Origin of the sequence: Nonomuraea aridisoli (genome assembly GCF_003236395.1) — a bacterium.
Lineage (GTDB): Bacteria > Actinomycetota > Actinomycetes > Streptosporangiales > Streptosporangiaceae > Nonomuraea > Nonomuraea aridisoli.
On record NZ_POUD01000011.1, the window covers coordinates 1 to 19,860 of the forward strand.

At 66.5% G+C, this 19,860-nt stretch carries 10 protein-coding genes and 4 pseudogenes; 3 read left to right on the forward strand and 11 right to left on the reverse strand.

All coding sequences use genetic code 11. From position 1 onward, the window contains the following. Positions 1-217 (reverse strand): annotated as a pseudogene (locus C1J01_RS04650) (transposase); the annotation flags it as partial. Positions 218-424: 207 nt separating this feature from the next. Here C1J01_RS04650 and C1J01_RS04655 point away from each other — a divergent pair. Further along, complete coding sequence (locus tag C1J01_RS04655; RefSeq protein ID WP_220039728.1) at positions 425-964, forward strand: transposase; 540 nt, start codon at positions 425-427, stop codon at positions 962-964. A gap of 87 nt (positions 965-1,051) precedes the next feature. Here the strand turns inward: C1J01_RS04655 and C1J01_RS04660 are convergent, their stop codons facing one another. After that, complete coding sequence (locus C1J01_RS04660) at positions 1,052-7,294, reverse strand: RHS repeat-associated core domain-containing protein (RefSeq protein ID WP_181448570.1); 6,243 nt, start codon at positions 7,292-7,294, stop codon at positions 1,052-1,054. Between the two features lie 175 nt (positions 7,295-7,469). Next, positions 7,470-11,363: a LamG-like jellyroll fold domain-containing protein gene (locus tag C1J01_RS04665; protein ID WP_181448571.1), complete on the reverse strand. Its 3,894-nt coding sequence runs from the start codon at positions 11,361-11,363 to the stop codon at positions 7,470-7,472. 651 nt (positions 11,364-12,014) lie between these two features. Between C1J01_RS04665 and C1J01_RS51890 the strand changes: the two are divergent. Further along, positions 12,015-12,272 (forward strand): annotated as a pseudogene (locus C1J01_RS51890) (transposase); the annotation flags it as partial. 55 nt (positions 12,273-12,327) lie between these two features. Here the strand turns inward: C1J01_RS51890 and C1J01_RS04675 are convergent. The 5 genes and pseudogenes from C1J01_RS04675 to C1J01_RS48985 all read right to left on the reverse strand — a co-directional run. Beyond that, a pseudogene (locus C1J01_RS04675) lies at positions 12,328-13,224 on the reverse strand (IS256 family transposase); the annotation flags it as partial. Next, a pseudogene (locus tag C1J01_RS04680) lies at positions 13,215-14,289 on the reverse strand (ISL3 family transposase); the annotation flags it as partial. The pseudogenes C1J01_RS04680 and C1J01_RS04675, both read right to left, overlap by 10 nt. 78 nt (positions 14,290-14,367) lie before the next feature. Then, a complete protein-coding gene (locus C1J01_RS51095; RefSeq protein ID WP_220039731.1) occupies positions 14,368-14,724 on the reverse strand; it encodes a hypothetical protein in 357 nt (118 codons plus the stop codon). Between the two features lie 267 nt (positions 14,725-14,991). Continuing rightward, positions 14,992-15,750 carry a DGQHR domain-containing protein gene (locus C1J01_RS51100; RefSeq protein ID WP_220039732.1) on the reverse strand — a complete coding sequence of 253 codons (759 nt, stop codon included), beginning with the start codon at positions 15,748-15,750 and terminating at the stop codon, positions 14,992-14,994. Between the two features lie 516 nt (positions 15,751-16,266). Beyond that, positions 16,267-16,455, reverse strand: coding sequence for a hypothetical protein (locus C1J01_RS48985; RefSeq protein WP_146615469.1), 189 nt, complete (start codon positions 16,453-16,455; stop codon positions 16,267-16,269). A gap of 130 nt (positions 16,456-16,585) precedes the next feature. Between C1J01_RS48985 and C1J01_RS04695 the strand changes: the two genes are divergently transcribed. Continuing rightward, positions 16,586-16,930, forward strand: a complete 345-nt coding sequence (locus C1J01_RS04695; RefSeq protein WP_438943090.1) for a winged helix-turn-helix transcriptional regulator — start codon at positions 16,586-16,588, stop codon at positions 16,928-16,930. A gap of 119 nt (positions 16,931-17,049) precedes the next feature. On the opposite strand, the gene C1J01_RS04700 is transcribed toward C1J01_RS04695, so the two are convergent. The 3 genes from C1J01_RS04700 to C1J01_RS04710 form a co-directional block, all read right to left on the reverse strand. Next, positions 17,050-18,429 (reverse strand): phenylacetate--CoA ligase family protein, encoded by a 1,380-nt coding sequence (locus C1J01_RS04700; protein WP_111176338.1) that lies wholly within the window; start codon positions 18,427-18,429, stop codon positions 17,050-17,052. A gap of 64 nt (positions 18,430-18,493) precedes the next feature. Beyond that, complete coding sequence (locus C1J01_RS04705) at positions 18,494-19,153, reverse strand: TetR/AcrR family transcriptional regulator (protein WP_111176487.1); 660 nt, start codon at positions 19,151-19,153, stop codon at positions 18,494-18,496. Between the two features lie 72 nt (positions 19,154-19,225). Continuing rightward, positions 19,226-19,843, reverse strand: coding sequence for a TetR family transcriptional regulator (locus C1J01_RS04710; RefSeq protein ID WP_111176340.1), 618 nt, complete (start codon positions 19,841-19,843; stop codon positions 19,226-19,228). Between the last annotated feature and the right edge of the window lie 17 nt (positions 19,844-19,860).

Consider the following 19,860-nt stretch of genomic DNA (forward strand, 5'->3'; position numbering starts at 1 on the left):
GCGGCGGTGCACCGTCTGCCAGGAGGCGCCGAAGACCGGCGGCAACTGCCGCCAGGCGTATCCGGTGGTGGCCACGTACACGATCGCCGCCAAGATCGTCCGATCGTCGACCCGCCGTCGGCCGCCCCCCTTGCGGCCGTGTGGGTGCCGGTGGAACCACGCGGCCGGACAGCTCCCCCAACTCATCGGGCACCAGTCGCTGAAGGAACGCATCCACGAACGATCTAACGAGCGACCGCCAAATGAATCACGCTCTAAGCTTGTTTTTGTCCTCCGGATTGTTGTGCTGAGCTACGTTTGATCGTTTCACGGACAGCAAGACGGCCTTGAGTGATCATGTGCGGTGTCGAGTCGCTGCTGATCACTACAAGGCCGTGAGGGTGAGCCTGTTGAACGATGTCGCCTGTGTCGCGAGTCCCCCAGGGTGCTGTCCCGGTTCCGGAACGACGTCTACGCCTGCCTGAAGTCGTGGTCCGATGCGTTGTTCGAGCTGGCAGACGCGCTGTTATGTGAGCTGGGGCCGGTGCACTCGCCGGTGGATTTAACCTTGTCGCCGGAGTACCGGCGCGGGCATGGCGCCTTGTACGGCGGGCTCAACCACGGCTGGATCAACGTGGAGCGACTACGTGACGTGCTGGCCGGGCTGCCGCTGCCGGACTGGCGGATCGTGCTGGCGGTGGATGTGTCTCCGTGGCTGTGCCCGGACGCGGCCTGCTCGGCCGAACGACTGTTCTGCCACGTCTACGGCCGGACCAAGAGCTCCTCGCAGTTCATCCGGGCTGGCCGTACTCGTTCGTCGCGGCGCTGGAGATGGGCCGCACATCGTGGACGGCACCGCACACAGCGCCACCACCGATTACAAGCCAGAGCCAGTAACCACACAGATCCAGGATCGCGCCGCACGTCGAGGCACTTCCGCGCTACAACATCGCCGGCGGTAAGTTCAACCACTACAAGCCAGTAGGCCTTCAACACTCGCCTGAACAGCTAGAACTCCTGATTGCGCTGGGACGGATGGCTCCGGCTCCGCCCCAGCACAGCCAGTTGGCGATCACCAAAAGGTCATCGCATCAATAACGTTGGATCCGGTGTCGACCACGCCAGAGCCGAAATCTGACGCCCTGTCGCCCACCCATCCCCCGGCATTCGCCAGCCCGGAGCCCACGTTGCGCACGCCGGACCCGGCATCCGAGAGAACGTTCAGCGTCCCCGAACCGATGTTCCGGAGTCCCGGCTTGACGTAGTTAATCACTCTGTCCGACCCTGCAACCAGTTTCTCACCGGCCATTCCGCCGAGCGCGCTGCCGATCAGGCTGCCGCCTATGGCGCACCCACCAGCGATGACGATGCCGACGCCCGTGGCAGCGCATGCGGCTCCCCCTAGCGCGCCACCTGCGAGGCCTCCGCCCATGGCAGCGGCACCGCGCAGGTGTGCACGATGCAGCCTGGCAGGGAGGCTGCGGCCGTCGTCCTGGTTCCATTGGGTGACGAAATAGTCGCCATAGGTGAGCAAACTGCTCATCACCTTCAGGACTTTCCCTGCCTTGGTCAACTTGTCCGCATGCTTGGTCCCGAAGTGATTGAGACGGTTCTGCATCCAGTAGGTCGCCTCAATACCGCGAAGGAACCCACTCTTGAACGGCCCAACCCCCGGCGCGCCGAGCCCCCGCAGCATGCTTATGGCGGATACCGCATGGGGATGCACTGCGGAGACCTGCTGGATGATTTTGGTAGCCTGATTGCCTACTTTCAGGCCGATCCCGATCCAAGTGAGCGCGTCGAGCTTGACCGGGTCGACGGTAGGGTTTCCGGGTATGAACGTAGGCCCGGGAGACGAGCCACCGCCGCCACCACCACCACCGTAACCCGAGCCACCCCCGCTGTTTACGTTGCTCACACCACTTGAGCGGATCATCCCCATGACGCTGCTGGCTATCTTGATCGCCGCCGCGATCGCGCCCAAGATGTTCAGGGCACCGTCGGGGTCGCTGTAGGTGATCGGATTGTTGCCGGAGTAGGCGTACCCGTTCATCTGCTGGGGGTCCTTGACATCAATTACCGGGTCGACACTGATGAACCTGCCGAGGCCGGGGTCGTACTCTCGGGCACCGAGATGAGTCAGTCCCGTCGAAGCGTCGAGCGTGCCACCAACGAAGCCCTTCTCCCCTGGCCAGGTGCCAGAGAGGGCGCCGCGTTCCTTCCCGAAGGGACTGAAGCGGCGCTGGGTGAGCCGCTGGGTGGCCGCGTCGACCGCGATCTCGCTGGTGCCCTGGTGGTCGCCGGCGAAAAAGCGCACCCCGTCCGCCCGGCGCAGCGCGACGGTACCGTCGCCGTGCGCGTAGTAGCGGGTGGCCGCCACGGTCCCCGACGCGGTGCTCAGTTTGAGCTCCATGCCAGGCAGGTACAACGTGGTCGCGGTGGCCTCCCGGCGGATCAGCCGCTCTCCATCGGCGTCATAGAGGAACGAGGTCACCGACGTGCCCTGGGTGACCTTGCTGAGTCGGCCCTCGACGTCCCACTCCAGGGTCTGCTCCGCGTCGCCGATCGCGCGCCGGATCATGTTCCCGACGTCGTCGTAGCCGAACTCGTCAGTGCGGTTCCCCGCCCCCCCGGTCTGAGTGACCGAGATGAGCGCGTGAGGGTGGGACTGTCCGGCCGCCGGGTAGGCGTAGTTGCGCACAGTGTCAGCCGCGCCCCCGATGCCGTGCTCGACCTCCCGGGTGCGGTTGCCGGTCAGGTCGTAGGAGAAGGATTGCCAGTACGGTGCCACGCCCCCGATCACGGCGTCGGCCGGCTCGGCGGCACAGGTCGTTGTGCCCTGAGTCCACGCCGCCTCCAGGCGGCGTAGATAGTCATAGCGGAAGCACTGGGTATCGGTACCAGAGCGGGAGATGTCGGAGATCTGGGTGATGTTGCCCGCTGGATCGTAGGTGTAGGTGGCCGCGCGGTCCACTCCGGCCACGTCCTCGCGGTCCACCCGGGAGGAGGCGAGGCGCTGGGTGCCGTACTCGTAGAAGTTCGTCAACCAAGTCTTCTTGGCGCCGGTGGACAACTCGTACTGCTCGGGCTTGCCGGTGAAGCTGTGAATCGACCTCGTCACGTAGGTGCTGAGGTTTGAGGAGGTGGTGGTGGGCCGCTCCAACGCGTCGTATCCGTGCACCACCACCTCGGCGGGCAGCCCTCCTGCCGCCGGGTAGCCGGTCGACTGGAGGGTGCCATCGAGCTTGTAGCGGGTATCGAAGACGTAATCGCCGGCCAGCCCGCCTTCGCTGACGGGGATGGTGACGGTGGTACGGATGGCACGGTTCAGGTCGTCGTAGGCGTTGATCGTGCTGGCGTAGGCGTTGCCGTTGACGAAGCGGCTGGAGCCGGACGGCATGCCCTTGACCACGGTGTCGTAGGTCCAGGAGGCGAGAAGCGGGCCGGTCACCGAGCCTTCGCGGGTCTCGGTCTTGCGGCCGAGACCGTCGTAAACGAAGGCCGCCGTCCTGCCCCGACCGTCCCGCACTGAGGTGAGCCGGCCCAGGTCGTCGTAGGTGTTCTCGGTGGTTCCCTTGTCGGGGTCGACGTTCCTGATCTCCCGGCCGCGCAGGTCGTAGGTGTGCGTCCAGGTGTTGCCCGCCGGATCCTTGACTGTGGCGAGCTGGCCCCGGGGTGTGTAGGTGTAGGTGGTCTTGTCGTACGCGCCGGTCGGCGCGTCACCGTGGTGGCTGCGCGTCTCGACGACTCGGCCGCGGGCGTCGGTGAGCGTGGTGGCCGGGGTGTCGCCTGCGGGTGGGTCCACCGACACTCGGTCTCCGCCGTACGTGGTCACGATGCGCCATTTCTCCTGGGTGTCGCCATTACCCACGAGGAGCTTCTCAACAGTTCTGCGGCCACGTCCGTCGTACTCAAAGGCCTTCTGCGTCTCGACGTTGCCCTCGTAGGCGCCGAAGAGGGTGGTGGAAGGAGTGCCCGTGGCGTAGTACTGGGCGTACTCGCGGGCGACGTTGCCGCGTGAGTCATAGAGCTTGTCGGAGATCAGCCGTCCGCCGTCCGGCCCAGGTTCCTGAGTCTGGCGCAGCCGCAGAAATCCGTCGTACAACTCGTACGTTGGCGCCGTCTGGCCGCCCTCGGCGGTCAACTCCCTAGTGCTGACGGCGACCATCCGGCCGTCGGCGATGTGATAGCCAAACTCGTAGCTGGGCGTCTGGCCAGCCTGCTGGGACCGGTCCGGCAGCCACACTTTGATGAGCCTGCCAAGCGCATCGTATGCGAGGTCGGTCCGCTTGCCACCGGCGTCGATTTTGACGGTGGCCATGCCGATCGCGGGGTCGAACACCTCGGTGCTGGTATGAGCCGTGGTAACGTCGCCCTTCACGGCGGGCGGGGTGGTCCTCTTGACCTGGCTAGTGAGCCCAGCGGTGTCGGTGTAGGCCGTGGTGGAGACCTGACCCAGGGCGTCAGTGACGGTCAACTGGCGCCCATAGGAGTCGTAGGTGGTGGTACTGGTCGTCGTGTATCTCGCGGTAGTGCCGTCGTGGGCGGCGATCTCCTCGATCTTGGTGATCAGCCCCTTGGAGGGTACGGCTCCGAGTGCTCCGCCGTCGTAGTAGCTGCGCTGGTCCTTGACGACGTGCCTGCTGCGGTCGGGGGTGGTCGCGCAGCTCACCGCAACGGTCTCCACCCGGGACGGCAGCGACAGCAGATGCGCAGCAGCGTTTTTGGCATACGTGGTCCTGGTACACAGGTCGTCGGTGCCGATGGCGACATCGCCAAGGTCGTCGACTTGCGTTTTGAGACCAGCGGTGGTCTCGTACGTGTTAACGAGCTTCGTCTGGCGCCAGGAGCCGCCCTCGACCAGTGTCAAGGTCCGGGTCTGCCCGACATCGACCATGTTGGCGGTGACCGTGCCCCAGCTCCGCGTACGGCTGGCCGTTTGATGCCGCCACGGGGTCTTGACAACCTTCTCCTCGGCCGTGCCTCCAGCCTGGTCGAACTCCACCGTTTTGAGCTCGAACCCCGCCAGGGCGTCGTGGTCTACGTGGCTGCCGCCTTCCCCGTCGGAGACGGTAACCCGTTTCTCGCCGCCAGCGGGGTTGAGCCTGTCCCCATCCATGCCGCGAAGGTAGTGATGGTCCGTCTGAGAGAGCGGGCTTCCTTGTCCGCCGGTCCGCACCCGTACGTGCCCGTAGCCACGCCACTGTGACCAGGTCTTGTACTTCTCCTTGGTGAGTCCGTCGTCGTCGTCGAAGTGCCAGGCCGCGCCCCCGAGGTACTCGTACGAGCTGACTTGGTCCGGTGCCCGGCCGGTGCGGTCGAGGCGGACCATCTGGGTGACGACGTACTTGTGAAACCAGTCGGTGATCGGGTCCGCGTGCCCCGCTGGGGTCCATTTGACAGGAAAGCAGCGACGGGTGTTCGTCTCGGGGGTGGGCAGGCCAGTAAGCGTGCAGTCGGCCCCTGAGTAGCCGACTTCGATCTGGCCACCGGACTCATCGTAGATGGCGCCGATGCGGTACTTGACGAACGGGGCGATGTCGTCGCCCTCCCTGTCCAGCCGGTTCGGCAACTGTACATGGTTGAATGTCACTGATGGCAGAGTGACCGCTGGGGTGGCCGCCAGCCCGGAGTGCTTGATCGACTTGACCAGGAGGGCCTGGTCGATGTCAGCCTGCCCCCATAGATGGTCGATCGCCCAGGACTCGACGTCCCGGTAGTTACCATCGGCCTTGATCACCTGTGTGGTAACTTTGGTGAGCCGCTTACGGGACCAGAAGCTGGGCGCAACGGTGCCCTTTGTTCCTTTGCACTCGGTGCCCTCCGCGCAGTTCAGATCGTATGGTACGTCCGGCCACCTGTTCGGGGCGCTATCAATCTTGTCGGGGGCGCAGTCGAAGTCGTCGGTGGGCACGCAGCGTTCGGAGACGCCGAAGAGCACCTTGGCCGGGGCCTTGGTGGTGAACAGAGTGTTGGACCGCTGGCCGTACTCGATCCGGTTCAGCCAGCCGCCCCTGACATAGGGGGTTTCGTCGGCGGGCTTGAGGTTACGCCCGTAATGGTTGCTCTCCTGGGTGTAGAAATAGGTGACGGCGTTCCCACGAGGGTCCACCACGTAGTCGAGGTTCCACTGGTAGCCCTGTTGGCACCATGAGGAGGCGAACGAGGAGCCGTGACAGGGCTCGCCGGAGTCGTCCCCGAACACCGGCTGCGTCCAGACAGACCTGGTCTCGGGCTTGCCGCTGGCCCAGCCGGGCAGCCGGTTGAGGCCGAAGAAGAACTGCACGCCCGAGGTGTCGGTCACTTTCCAGTATTCGCCATCGTTGTCGCCGTTGGCCTTGGCGGTGTCCCTCAGCCGCTCTACGCGGGTGCCGTCGTCGTTTTTGATCCGCCACGTGCCGTCGCCGGCCTGGACCAGCTCACCACCTCGCCCGTTCCAGCTGATGGTGGCGTTGTCGTAGGCCCAGCAGTGGTCCCCGGGCGGGGTGCCATACTCGTCTTTGGGGGCGCCGTCGTCCGAGCAGGGCTTGTAAGAGCGATTGATGGAACCGGGCCAAAAGTCGAAGCCCTCGCCAACCCAGGACGGCTGATTGTTGGTGTTAGAGGTACGCCCGTCCACGGAGCTGGAGGAGTACGAGAGCCCTACCTTGGGTTCCAGGGAGCCAGGCACCTGCGGCACCCTCATAGGGTAGTTCCAGGTGAAGGCGCCGCTCTGCAAGGAGACGTCCCAGGTTGCTGAGGGTGACAATTTGCTGGCCGCATAGTCGCCCTTGTCGCTGGATTCACCCGCTACGGCGGCTAGGATCGTCGCGCCCGGCTCTGCCACCGCGGCCGCGGGCAGCTCGGCGGTGAGAGTCCCGCGCTCGGTGTCGTTTCGGGCCGGCACCGGGGTAGCCGCGCGGCAGGCGAGCTCGTCGGGCGTGCCGATGGCGCAAGTCGGCAGCTTGACCAGGCGCAACCGGCTGCCGAACGAGCCACCGTAGGCGGTGGCGAGCTTGCTGTAGTCGACTTCGATCTCGGTTTTGCCCTCTGTTGTCAGGGCGAACAGGACGCCTTCGACGCCGACACGGGCGGCTTGCGTGTCGGTCATGATCTCGACGCGAGCGTGTGCCGAGGCCCGTACTGTGGCGGGACCTGGTTCGGGCCAGCTCTTGCTGGTCTCGGCGGGATCGGCGCGGCGTGGGGTCACGTTCAGAGAGCGGCCCTGGACCACTTTCTCCATGCTCTTCACTTCGGGTCTGTCGGTGCCCTCGGGTTCTGCGCTGGCCGGTGGAGCCACCAGCACTCCGACCGCGACGGCCAGCGCCGTGAACACGGCTAAGCCCCGTCGCGCGATCGGATTCGTTGACTTGTGCATTGACTTCCTTCCGGACGACGTTCATCGACTGAGCAGCTGTGAGCGACCTGATCGCAGGCAGGCGAGGTTGAAGTCCGCGGGAGTTCCCAGGTGTGTGGAATTCCCGCGGCCTCTCGGTCAGGCGTGGCGGCTATCAGGAGCCCGCATCGGTCTCCAGTTCCAGCCCCGCAGCCAGCATCTGAAGCTGTTCCTGGGGGACAATGCCCTGGAAGGCCCAAACGTCGTCGATCACGCCCGGCCAGTACTCGCCCCAGACGCCCTCGCTCTTTGTCGTGCCAAGATGAAAGGCCCTGCTGGCGTTAAAGCCGGTGATATTGAAGCGCCAGGACACCTTCTGCTCGGTCTGCTCCAGTTCGCCGTTGACGTACAGGCGCATCTCATCCTGGAATGCGTCGTAGACAATCGCGACATGATCCCAGGAGAAGCCGGATTGGAAGGCAGAATGCTCCGCCGTCGGCCGAGCCGCGCCGGGCTCATCCTTGTCGGGAATCTCGATCTGATACTTCCCCGCACCCGCCGGATCGGCGGTGTCTGGGCGGTAGCGTAGTGTGAAGGCGCTGTTGAGAGCCCCTTCCTGGCTGAAAATTGCCGAAGGTTTGGCCGGACGACCCGCCGTGGTCACCCACCCCGCGACGGTGAAGCTGTCATCGGTACGCAGCGCCGGCCCACTGGTGGCGGCGTAGTCCCCGTCGCCGTCCAGCACGAGCCCGCCAGGCGGGGCGCCTACCCAACCTGCGCCTTGATCGATCAGCGCGTTGCCATGCAGGATGACATGCTGGCCGAGAGAGGCATCATCGGCTGAAACCGACTGTGGGGCGCCAGTGGCCAGCGAGGCGATCTCCGAGTCGGTGACGGCCTGGTCAAAGGCCCGCACCTCGTCGATATCACCGGGAAAGAACCCACGGGCAGCGCTGCCCCACGCACCTGCGCCGATGAATAGCGGTCCGCTGGCGTTCCAAGGGGTGGTGAAGGACGTGGTCTGGTTGAGCGTGCCGTTGACATACAGCTTGATCTGCCTGCTTGCGGCGTTGTAGACACCAGCCAGGTGGGTCCACGTGTTCGGCTTCGGGACGCTGTTGGACTGGGCGCGGACAACCTGCGCCGACGTGGTGTCGGCAGCGAACCTGCCGAAGACCCAGCGATCGTAGGGGACGGAGTAGGACAGCTCAAAAGCGTTGCGCTGGCCGCCCGCTTGGGTAGCGATGACCGCGGTGTGCCCAGGTTTGGCCGCAGGCAGCTTCGCCCACGCCGAAATGGTGAAGCTGCGACTGGTGTCTACTACTGGTCCGGCGGTCCTGAGGTGGCTTCTGGTGCCGTCGGTGCGTACCGCGCGGCCGACCTTGCCAGCGGTGCCAAAGGTAACAGCGCCGACCGCGGCTGCCGGATGCGCCCCGTTGACATCCTCGGCCCGACTGGCCCCGGCCGCCTCGTCCAGCTTCCAGTATGCCCTGCTCTGGCGTACGGCGGCGGCCGAGTCGTTCAGCTTCCAGCGGGCCTTGACCACCGGATGCTGGGTGGACAGGTCGCCAACTTCTTCTGGCATCAGCAGCCGGTCGAAAATCCGCACGTCGTCGATCTCCCCGGGGAAGAATGAGCGCGCCGTACCGTCCCAAGCCCCAGCCCCCAGAAGCACTGGCCGGCCTGTGGTGTGCCAGGGCGTGGTGAAGGGCACGGTATCTTGAAGAACACCGTTGACGTACAGCTTGAGCTGTTTGGCGACCGCGTCGTACACACCCACCAAGTGCGCCCATTCACCACCTGTCGGCGCCATGGTGCCGATGGCCTGAGTGACCGTCGCGTCCGTCCGGTCTGCGGTGAAGCGGGTGAAGATCCACCGGTCATGAGTGGGGCTGTAGAGCAACTCGAACGAGGGGCGGGTGATGCCCGTCTGGGTGAGAACGATGCCGGAGTGCAACGGTTTGTCCTCCGGTAGCCGGGCCCAGGCAGAGACCGCGAAACTTCTGGTGGCGTCCACAACGGCGGCGGCCGTCGCAGCGTACCCGGTGCTGCCGTTGAGTTGCATCGCCGTCTTGGAGACACCGTCCACGCCCAGCGTGACGCCCTCGTTCACTGTGGCCGGAAAACCGCCGCTCACAGTCGCCACCTGTGGGGAGTCCACCGGCTCATCCAACGTCCACTGCGCCTTGGCGGGCGCGCCTGCCTGGACGCGGAAGGCGTACCGGCCGATCTCACTGGCGTTGCCCGCGGCGTCGAACGCCTGCACTGTGAGGTAGTTGAGCCCAGCGTGATCCGGCGCGACCTCCAGCGTCACCGGGCCGCCGGGTGTGGACGGCTCGCGTTCGACGGCCTTACTCGGGTTGCCGTTGACGCCGAACCAGTACTTGGCAACATCGGTCGAAGCGGAGTCGGCGGTGAAACGCCCGTATCTGCCGACCCCCTCGACCCATGGGTCATCCGGGTTGTCGGGATCCGACTCGGGGTAGGCGGTGGAAGACAGCCCTGGAGCGGCCGGGACCCGCTTGTCATAGATGAAATAGCAGGCCGTCTGGGCGCCGGCGTAGCTCCACGGGCTCCATTGGTGACCGTCCCACGTACGGACCGACCAGGAAATCTGCTTGTTCTGCGGAATCGTGGACGGCACCGTGAGCTGGAACGTCGAGCCAGTGGTCCGCGGACCCACCGTCTTGGTCCACTGCTCCTCACCGTCCCAGCCAAGCCGGAACTCAGCGCTCACCTTCGCGGCGCTCTCCGAGTCCGGGTCGTGCAGCACTGCGAACAGGGTCGGCGGGACCCGAACTGCAGGCGGGGAAGAGCCGACACACTTGCCGCCGGGGTTCATCGTCAGGTTCGACTGCTTCGGCTGCGGCGGCGGAGTGTTGTACGACACCGTCAGCCACGCGTCGTCGGCAAAGCGCTTCCATCCGTACCGGTCGCTCTCGCTCGCCGCCCTAAGACCGAACGTGGTGGTGGACCACTTCCCTGCGGCGGCTTGCCTTACCGCGTCCACGGCGTTGAACTCCACATCCCCCGCGGGGCAACTCGACGACCAGCCCTTGGCCACGTCACGAGAGTCCAAGTGGTCCACCCAGTTGTCGGCGGTGGAGTTCCAGGTCGAAGCTTCCGTGAACCCTTTGGTCCGCCACAACTGCACCGACCTGGCCGTGCAGGAGTACGACCATGTCTCCTTCGCCGTGAAGGTCGCGGAAATGACGTGCTTACCCGCATAGGCACTGGTCGACATGCGATAGAAGATTCGCTTGACGTCGGAGGGCTCACAGTTGCTATCCGCCTCACACAGGCCCATACCGGAGCTGGAACTTCCACCGAACTTGTAGAACGACTCGCCCGGATGCGCCCGGGACACATACGCCCAAGCCGACGCCTTGACTGTCTTCCACACCGGATCGATGTATACCGGGAACGTAGTGCGGGGGTTGTTGATCAGAGCCAGGTCCGGTGTGAGAGTCAAACTAGCGCCGTCGACCGCAGTGCCTAGCTCGGCCACGCGCGAGTCCGGGGCAGGGCCTGTGGTCAGATCTTGAGCGGCCCGGGCGCGACCGGAATCCCACATGATCGCGCCAGGCGCCTCGAAAAGGGTTCCTCCTCCAGCGCGGTCCTGCGCCGTCAGCCTCCCATCATCGTTCCTGCGGACCTCAAGTCCCTCCGCGCGCAACCCGAACGTGAGCCTGGCCAGCGTCGGGTTATCCGCCGCTGCCCGGTTCTTCACCACCAGTGTGTGCGCGAAACCATCCACATCGGCGCGAACGACCAGGTCAACACCCGGCATCACCTCCGGGTAGATGGCCGAGTCTGCACGCAGCTGGGGCTGCGGCAGCTGCCCTGGCCAGGTCAAAGCCATCGACCGGCCTGCATACGACATCCGCGCCAGCGGAGCGTTCCCGCCACTGGACACGGCCAGGCCGACCCCCGCAGCCCGCGGACCTACCGTACCGTCAGCCCGCCGCACCATCGTCAGATCCGGCGCCACCCAACCGCCGTCCTGCCGCACCCGTACCGGCCGCAGATGCTCCACCGCCGTGAAACTGCCGTCCGGGTTGGCGAACACTTCTCTGCTCTCCCCCCGTTGGGAGAGGACCTCAGTCCTGACACCCGTCTGCCGGGCCGCCGCTTGCGCCTCCTCCGGCGTCGAAGCGACCGAATCTGTCACCGACGCTTGCGCGGGCAATCCTGCCAAAGCAGCCCACGCAAGACATAACGCCATCAGCGTCCGCCCCACAGCTATCAACCTCATCTCGCATAGCGCCCCTCAGGGCAAGGCGCGACTTCGCCGGTGCAACAGTGCCATAGAGGGTTGAAAACGCGATGAAAGTCCATTGAAGCCCCTTAACCGGATTGAGCGGGGAACGGCGTATCACCGCCACTTACCTCCCCGAAGAGCAGGCTTTGAAGTATTGGGATGACATGCGCGAACAGCGCATCTTCTGCGGAACTCGGGCAGGCGGACGACCGCGCCATTCGAGAAAAAGATCACCCAGGGGCCGAGCCTGGTCAGCCAGTCGCACCTACAGGTACCGACCACTCGGACGCAACCGACCGGCAAGTCCACGCCACGGGCCTGTACGGTCACTGGCGCAACTCCTGATCAAGGAAAACCCCCTGATATGTACTGTGTCCAGGCATCGATGGAGATCTACCTGGAGGACCCGGTGTGGCGCGTGAGCAGCCCAAGGACATCAAGGCCAAGAAGTTCGTGTCGTTCCTCAACTTCGACGCTGAGATCCGCCGGGTGATCTGCTGGACCAACGCGATCGAGTCCGTGAACGCGCGAATCCCAGGCGGTCAAGGCCCGCGGCCACTTCCCGAACGAGCAGGCCGCGCTCAAGTGTGACTACATGGCGATCGCGAGTTTGGAACCGACCGACAAAGGCCGCAAACGCTGGGTCACTCGTTGGAAGGCCGCCCCGAACGCTTCGCCGTCACCTTCGAAGGCCGCCTGACCCTGACCACCCGATAACTAATCAAGATCGAGTTACACCGTTTTCTAAAGGCTGTTGCAAGAAGGGGGAGTGTCAACTTAACGGCTGATCTTGGTTGTTGAAGTGGTCAGAGGTTGGCAGGGTGAGGCGGCCTTCGAAGGCGATCTGGAAGGCGTTCAAGGGTGCCTTCCAGCGCATGGTCCATCGCTTGCGGCCCTAGCCGGTCGGATCCAGGCTCATCAGCGCCATGAAGACACACTTCAGAGCGGCGGTCTCGTTCGGGAAGTGGCCGCGGGCGCGGACCGCCTTGCGGATGCGGGCGTTGACGCTTTCGATGGCGTTGGTGGAGCAGATGACCTTGCGGATCTCGACGTCGAAGGCCAGGAAGGGCACGAACTCGGCCCAGTTGGTCTCCCACAGCCGCACGATCGCCGGGTACTTGCGCCCCCAGGTCTCGGAGAACTCGTAGAAGCGCTCCAGCGCCGCCTCCTCGGTCGGGGCGGTGTAGACGGGCTTGAGCGCACGTGCGATCTTGTCCCAGTCCTGGCGGGCGGCGTACCGGAACGAGTTGCGCAGCAGGTGGATCACACACGTCTGGACGATGGTGCGGGGCCAGACCGCCTCCACCGCCTGCGGCAGGCCCTTGAGCCCGTCGCAAACCAGCATGAGGACATCGTCCACGCCGCGGTTCTTCAGCTCGGTCAGCACCGCCAGCCAGTGCTTGGCGCCCTCGCCACCATCGCCGGCCCAGATCCCGAGAATGTCGCGGTGACCTTCGACAGTGACCGCCATGACCAGGTAGATGGGCCGGTTGGCGACGTGACCGTCCCTGATCTTCACGTTGATCGCGTCCACGAACAGGACCGGGTACACGGTGAGGCCCTTGGCCGACAGGGACAGCACCATCTCATCCACCCCGGACAGCCGGCGCTGCCGCTTGCGCACCAGCTGGGGCTCGAACGTGCCCGCCACATCGGGCTGCCTGGGTAGCCGAGGGCTTTGATCTCGTTGTACAGGTGCAGGACGGGGACGGCGGGGTCCTCGGCCCGGCGGCGTTTGAGGTGGTCCCGGTAGGGATCGACGAGGGTGGGCCGGTAGAGAGGGGCGCGTTGCAGGCGTTCGGGTTCAGGCACGCGGGCGTAGCGTTTGACGGTGTTGAGGCCCAGGTTCAACCGGCGAGCGCATTCCAGCAGGCCGACGCCCTTGCCGAGCAGCTCGTGGACCTGGTGCCAGCGCTCGCGGGTGGTCTGCGCACGCTTGCCGTCCTTGATCGGGGGACCGGCCTTGGCCCAGCAGGCACTGTGTCCGGCCACTTCTTTCAGCACGGCCTCGCCGAAGATGTGCCACAAGTGCCAGCGATCACCGACCTGGACGGCGTCGGGTAGAGCCCGGCGGATCGCTTCGGCATAGGCGCCCGAGCCGTCCCGGCAGACCACCTGCACCCCGGGATGGGCACGCAGCCAGCCCTCCAAGACATCGGCAGTACGGCCGGGCAGCACGTCGATGTGCCGGCGGGTCTCGGCGTCGATGAGCACGGTGGCGTAGCGGTGACGCCGGCGCAGCGCGAAGTCGTCCACACCCAGCACGCGGGGCACCCGCATCGGTGGCAGCGGCAGACGCAGCAGCAGGCGCAGCGCGGTGTGCCGCGATAAGCGCACGGGCAGTGCGGCTAACACCCGTGTACCGGCGCGGCCGGCCAGTTCACGCACCACCGCGCCGATCTGCGCACCCAGACGCGACGTGCGGCGCTGGTAGCGTTCCAGCACCCCAGGCACCTGTTCCCGGAAGGTCTGCCGACAGCCGTGCGTCGGACAGACCAGGCGGCGGATACGCACCATCATCAGCACCCGGCGTCCGTCGATCGGAACGTCGGCCACGCGTCGCTGGTGATAGCCGTGCACACGCGCCGTCTCGACCCCGCAGCCCGGACAAGCGACCGCCGCCCGGAGTTCGGGCACAGATCCGAATCTGCTCACCCTCGTCCGTTACGTCCTCAACGAGGAGCGGCGATAGCCCCGAGAACACCACCCTCACAAGCTCGTCACAGTCGTTCACAACTCAGCGTGACGCTCTAATACCTTCCGTCACCACCGAATCTGCGACAGAGCCGTTTTCTAGACAGACCCGGCTGTATTAGATGATCAGCCCTACGGGCTCGGGAGGCTCAGAGGTCATGAGCGTCATGTCTCCTATGTCACGGTGCGGTCTTACGGGTCGAGGCCTGGTGGAAGGCAGCGGGCGCTGCATGCTGTTAGCGCGGCGATTGGCTGGTGGAGCGGGATACCGCGGAACGCGGCTTATCGTGCGGTAGATCGCTCTGGCCGCCGCCATGAGGCCGTATCGGCGGTATCCGGTAGCGAGGTTGCGCACGATGTAGTGCACACAGATGACCTTGCCGCGGCCGGTGAGCGTCAAGAAGGCCTTTCGATCCTTTTCCTTGGCGTCGACGTCGAAGCCGGCGGCGCTGGCTGCGGTCTCGACCTGGTCCACGGCGTATCCTCCTTGGTGTCCTGCCTTCAGATGTTGTGTGTGGAACGGGTCGGCATGTCGGTTGAGGAATCCCGGCGAGGTAGCGCAGGTGGTCGGACAGGAGGCGGGCGTGAGCGCCGACGTTTTGGAAATCGTTCCAGCGGCGGATCTCACCGGTGCGGAGCTTCCAGGTGCCGTCGGCGAACGTCCAAGCGGCCTGATCACCTATGCGGTCCAGTGCGGCCCAGATGGTGTCGGTGTCCAGCCGGTCGGTGGTGAGGTCGTCCATCAGGACGCCAAGGGAGTGAATACCGGCTCCGTGGGTGAGGCGAGACAGGCGTGGTTCGAGCTTCCATGCGGTGGGCCATCGTTTGGCCACGAGATCCCAGAAGGTGAGCAGGTGGGTGACGGCCTGGTCGACGTTGACGGCGCCGTCGTCTGGGTTCCGGTATTGGTAGAGCGCGCCGTTGTACAGGCTGGCCTCGACCATGCGGAGGACAGCGGTGTCCTGATCCGGCCGTCAGCTTCGGTGGCGGTGCGGATGGCGTGCTCGAAAGTGTTGTTGACGAGGATGAACTGGGCGCGCTGCTCGTCGCGGTCCGCGATGAACCCGACGGCGGCGATCGGCCACTGGTCCAGGTTGGCGCCGCGAATAGCGGCGCTACGCTGTTGGCCGTCCACGATCCAGGCTGGCTTGTCGGCGCTGTCGAGCCCAGGGTCAATGGGGATGCACAGCACACCGAGCGTGGCGTAGTCGACGATCGCTGAGGCGTCGCTCGGCTCGAAGGTCACCTGGTCGTTGAACGCGAGCGTGATCGAGTTGGGCATCAGGGCGTCCGGGGACTCCAGGTAGCGGCGGATGCCCTGAATGTGGTTGTACGTCTCAGGCCGCTGGTAGCCGAGCAGGTTGCCGTCGTCGTCGCGGCGGATGCGGGAGACGGTGGCGAACTCCGGCAGCAGTTTGCCGTCGACGCCGAAGTGGTAAAGAGTGCGGATGCCTTGCCGGATGGCGACTGCGGGCAGCCGTAGCACGTAGGAGTCGGTCATCGTCAGCCTTTCGAGGGGTTGTGTCAGGCCGTCCGGCCCGTGAGAAGCGCAGCGCGAGAGAACGTTCGGACTGCCTCGGACGGACACGCTGTCGAGGTGCCGGCGTTGGGCCATACGTCAGGCGAGGGCTTAGGGCCAGCGGCGGCCGCAAACCTCCGTGGCGGTGTGGCGCAGATTGGGGCTGGCTAGCAGCCCGGCCGGTCAGCAGGCGGTGCCGCACCGGTTGCAGTAGAAGCGCTGGCTCCATGCGGTCGCGGTGCTCGTCGGCGGCCATGTCGAATGCCGGCCAAGGTGACGAGCGATGCGAGGGCGTCGCGGACGATCGGATCGCGGCCAAGCGGCATACGGCGCACGAACACGTTGCCCGACCAGGGCAATCGTCGTGACCGGGCAGACGCCGAAGTCGTCGCAGAACCAGCGAGGTCACCGGGTACCCGCCAGCGGGCGCGCATGTATGCGGCTGAGTCTCGGATCAGGTCAGCCGGGGTCGGCTTGACCGAGGGATGGGCAGGTCCGTCACGGTTCCTCCTGTGTGGCCTTGGCTATGTCGTCGCACAGCAGCGTCCAGGTGAACGCCACTTCGTCAGAGTCGGGCGTCAGGAAATGGATCGAGTCGCCGTCGATGCGGCAATGCTCGGCGCGCGGAAACTCCAGGCGCCCGTTGCGGATGATGGTGCCGTCCGCTGTCGTGACGTCGTAGCTCAAGATGCGGCGCGCCGTCCCCGCCGGCTGAGCCCGCGCCAGGGCATCGCCGTGACCGCCGGCTGAGCCCGCGCCAGGGCCTCCACGAGCGGGGCCGAGGTCGGCCGGGGGCGTCCCGCCTATCATCAGGTGGGTGCGCAACCCGCCCTACATCTGTGCCCTCGACGCCGCGATGGACGTCATCGGGGGCAAGTGGAAAGCGCTGACCCTCTGGGCGTTGAACGATCGGCTCCGTCGATTCGGCGAACTGCGCCGCAGCCTCCCCGGCGTCAGCGAGAAGGTGCTCGCCCAGCAGCTACGCGAACTCGAGGCGGACGGGATCGTCCGGCGGACCGTGTTCGATGAGACACCGCCCCGAGTCAAATACGAGCTGACAGACGAAGGCGTCGCGCTCTACGCGCCGCTCGCCGCCCTGGGAGAGTGGGCGGTCCGGCGTATGCGCGACCTCGACATCGTCCCCTCCCATGGCAAGGAGTAACCCGTGCCGGTCCTTGCGGCCGCGCGAATCGGCCGCCCAGGTGGCGTTGGCGATGCGGCTACGCCGACGCGGTCAGCGGCCCTCGTCCATGGGAAGGTCTCCGGCGGATGGGCTGGAGGTCAGGCGTGGCGTTGGTCCGGCAGGGGGACGATGGAACGGATCTTGCCGCCGGCGGACTGCCGCGGCCCCTCGGCGTCCCGTTCCACGGTCACGTGGGCGAGCTTGTTGTCGGCCAGCAGCTCGGTCAGGCGGCGTCGCAGGTCGAGCCAGACGTGCTCGGCGTCCATCCCGTCCGCGGCTCGCAGGCGGACTCGCAGGCTCGTGGGCGTCTCCTGCACGATCTGGAACAACGCCACGCCGCGCACCCTCTCGGCGGCCGTCTCCAACGCCAGGGGCGTGATCCGGACGGCGTCGCCGTGCTCGGACGGGAAGGTCAGCACGTCGGCGGCGCGACCCTGGACGCGGATCGCCGGCAGCGGGTTCCCGCAGGGGCACGGATCGGGGCGTCGCAGCACCCTGTCGCCGAGGTCGTAGCGGATGATCGGCTGTACTCGTTTGTAGAGGGTGGTCACCAGAACGGTGTGCGAGAGCTCCCCGGGCGGGGTCGGCCGGTGCTCGGCGTCGACGGGTTCGAACACGACCCAGTCGCTGTGCACGTGCAGCCAGTCTTCGGCGCAGCTGTAGGCGAAGCAGGGGGCTTCGTTGCTGCCGTAGTAGTTGACCAGTTTGGCGCCGAAGGCGCCGGCTATCCGCGGGTAGTCGGCGGCGGCCAGTCCTTCGGCGCCTACCGTGACGATGGCCGGTTTGATGCGCAGCCGGCCGGCCTCCTGCTCGCGGGTGAGCAGGGCGGCGACGCTGGCGTAGCTCTCCAGCACCGCGGGCCGCAGGTCGTTGAGCTCGGCCACCAGGTCGGGCAGGGGGGTGTGCACCGACATCACCCGGGCGGTCCTGGAACGGCGCGGGTGGGTCTTGACCTGTCGCATCTCGATCGCGTACGCGCCGAAGTGCCCGCCGGTCGCGACGATCTTGGCCGTCCGGCCGCCCGTCGCGAGTATGCGGAGCAGGACCCGCGGCGTGAACGCCGGGCTCAAGGCCCGCAGCGTCAACGCGATCGCGATGTTCATGCAGTCGGCGTCGAGCACGTAGATGCCGCGGCGGCCGGTCGTGCCCGAGGTCGTGGTCAGCAGGTATTTGCCGAGGAAGCGGTCGCCGGCCAAGCTCGGGTCGTTGACGAAGGCGTCCGCCTTGGCCAGCGTGATCTCGCGGTCGGTGGCCCAGTCGTCGAACCGCTCCATCAGCTTCTCCTTGTCGGTGACCGGCAGCGCGTGCGGGTCGTCGACGTGGTTGGGCAGATGTCGGTAGAGCTGCTGGTAGTAGGGCGAATGCGCGCGGGCGTGGCGGACCAGTTCGGCGAAGCGGGCGCGGCGGCGGGCGGCGATCGCCTCGGGGCCCTGCCGGAGCGCCTTACGGGCATCGCGGATCAGGCCAAGGGTGCTCATCTCTGCGTTCTCCTCTGGTGTTCGGCGTTTCCGCCGCCGGGGGCTGGTACCGCGGCGGCGCGGCTCACTCGTGCTTCGGCTGTCGTACGGCGTCCCAGGCGGCTTGGGCGCCGTCGAGCAGGGTGTCGTCGGTGTAGAGGCCGCGGGTGAACAGTTCGAGCGTGGGCCGCGTCATGCGGTGGAGCACTTCCGGGCCGAACTCCTCGTAGCCGAGCGCCCGCGCCAGGGGCCGTGCCATCGTCAGCATGGAGAGGCTGATCAGGACGTTGAGCACGGCCAGCGCCCGCACGTCGGACGACGGGCGCACGGTGCCATCGGCGATCCCGGCGCTGAAGAGCGCCTCCGCCTCGTCCACCAGGGTTCTCGCGAACGTGTCGGCGGCGGCTGAGTCTTCCTCGACCGCGCGGACCATGTAGCGCACGTGCAGCCGGTATTCCTCGGGGTCGGACAGGAATTCCCCCAGCAGGTTCCGCGCCGTGCCGGGTCGTGCGTCGCGGGTCCGGCGGACCAGGACGCGCAGGACGTGGTCGTCGCAGGCGCTTCGCAGCCCCTCCTTGCTGCCGAAGTGGTGGAAGACCAGGCCGACGCTGACCCCGGCCGCCGCCGCGATGGCCCGCACGTTCGCCTTCCTGAAGCCGTCGCGGGCGAAGTGGGCGATGGCGGCGTTGCGGATCCGGGCCTGGGCGGTGAGGTCGTCGGCGTGGAGGTCGTCTCCTGAACTCATGTTCAGCATACTAATCATCGGTTCAGTCTTCCGGCAAAGCGGGGCGATCGTCAGCAGACCGAAGGCCGGGAGCTACCGGACGGCGGGCGGCAGGCCGGCCATCGCCGCCTCGGCGGCTCGGGTGACGGCCTCGGGCATGGGGAGCGCGGCGTCGCCGCGCCGGAGGTTGGCCAGGGCGACGCCGATCACCGCGCCGACCACGGACCCGATGACGGCGTGCGCGCCCAGTTCGTCGAGCTCGTCGGGGAACGCCTCGGCCAGCGCGTCGGCCCACTCCCGCTGAACGTCGAACAGCCGCCGGAGCGCGACCGCGCGCAGCGCGGGCTCGGTGGCGATGAGCCGGGCCCGGATCGCGACCAGCTCGTCGTCCGGGGGGATGCTCCACTGCTCGGAGACCGCGAGCCGGTCCATGCCGCGCATGAGCACCTCGCGCAGCGGCTCGCCGGGCCGGCGAGCGGCGATGATCTCGCGCATCGCCGCGACTCGTTCGGGCTGGTCGGCGAAGACCAGGTCTTCCTTGGCGGGGAAGTACGCGAAGAACGTCGCGGGCGACAGCTCCGCGGCGGCGCAGATGTCGGCGACCGTGGTCGCGTCGTAGCCGTTCTCGGCGAAGAGCCGCAGCCCCGTCTCGATCAACGTGCGTCTGGTCCGCAGCTTCTTGCGCTCGCGCAGCCCGAGAGAGGTGTCCATGCCGGCCAGCCTACCGG

Excerpts from the sequence above, each read along its gene's own strand:
- C1J01_RS04700 (WP_111176338.1), bottom strand. The coding sequence starts at position 18,429 with ATGAGCACCCTTGGCCTGATCCGCGATGCCCGTAAGGCGCTCCGGCAG.
- C1J01_RS04705 (WP_111176487.1), bottom strand. The coding sequence starts at position 19,153 with ATGAGTTCAGGAGACGACCTCCACGCCGACGACCTCACCGCCCAGGCC.
- C1J01_RS51100 (WP_220039732.1), bottom strand. The coding sequence starts at position 15,750 with ATGACCGACTCCTACGTGCTACGGCTGCCCGCAGTCGCCATCCGGCAA.
- C1J01_RS04710 (WP_111176340.1), bottom strand. The coding sequence starts at position 19,843 with ATGGACACCTCTCTCGGGCTGCGCGAGCGCAAGAAGCTGCGGACCAGA.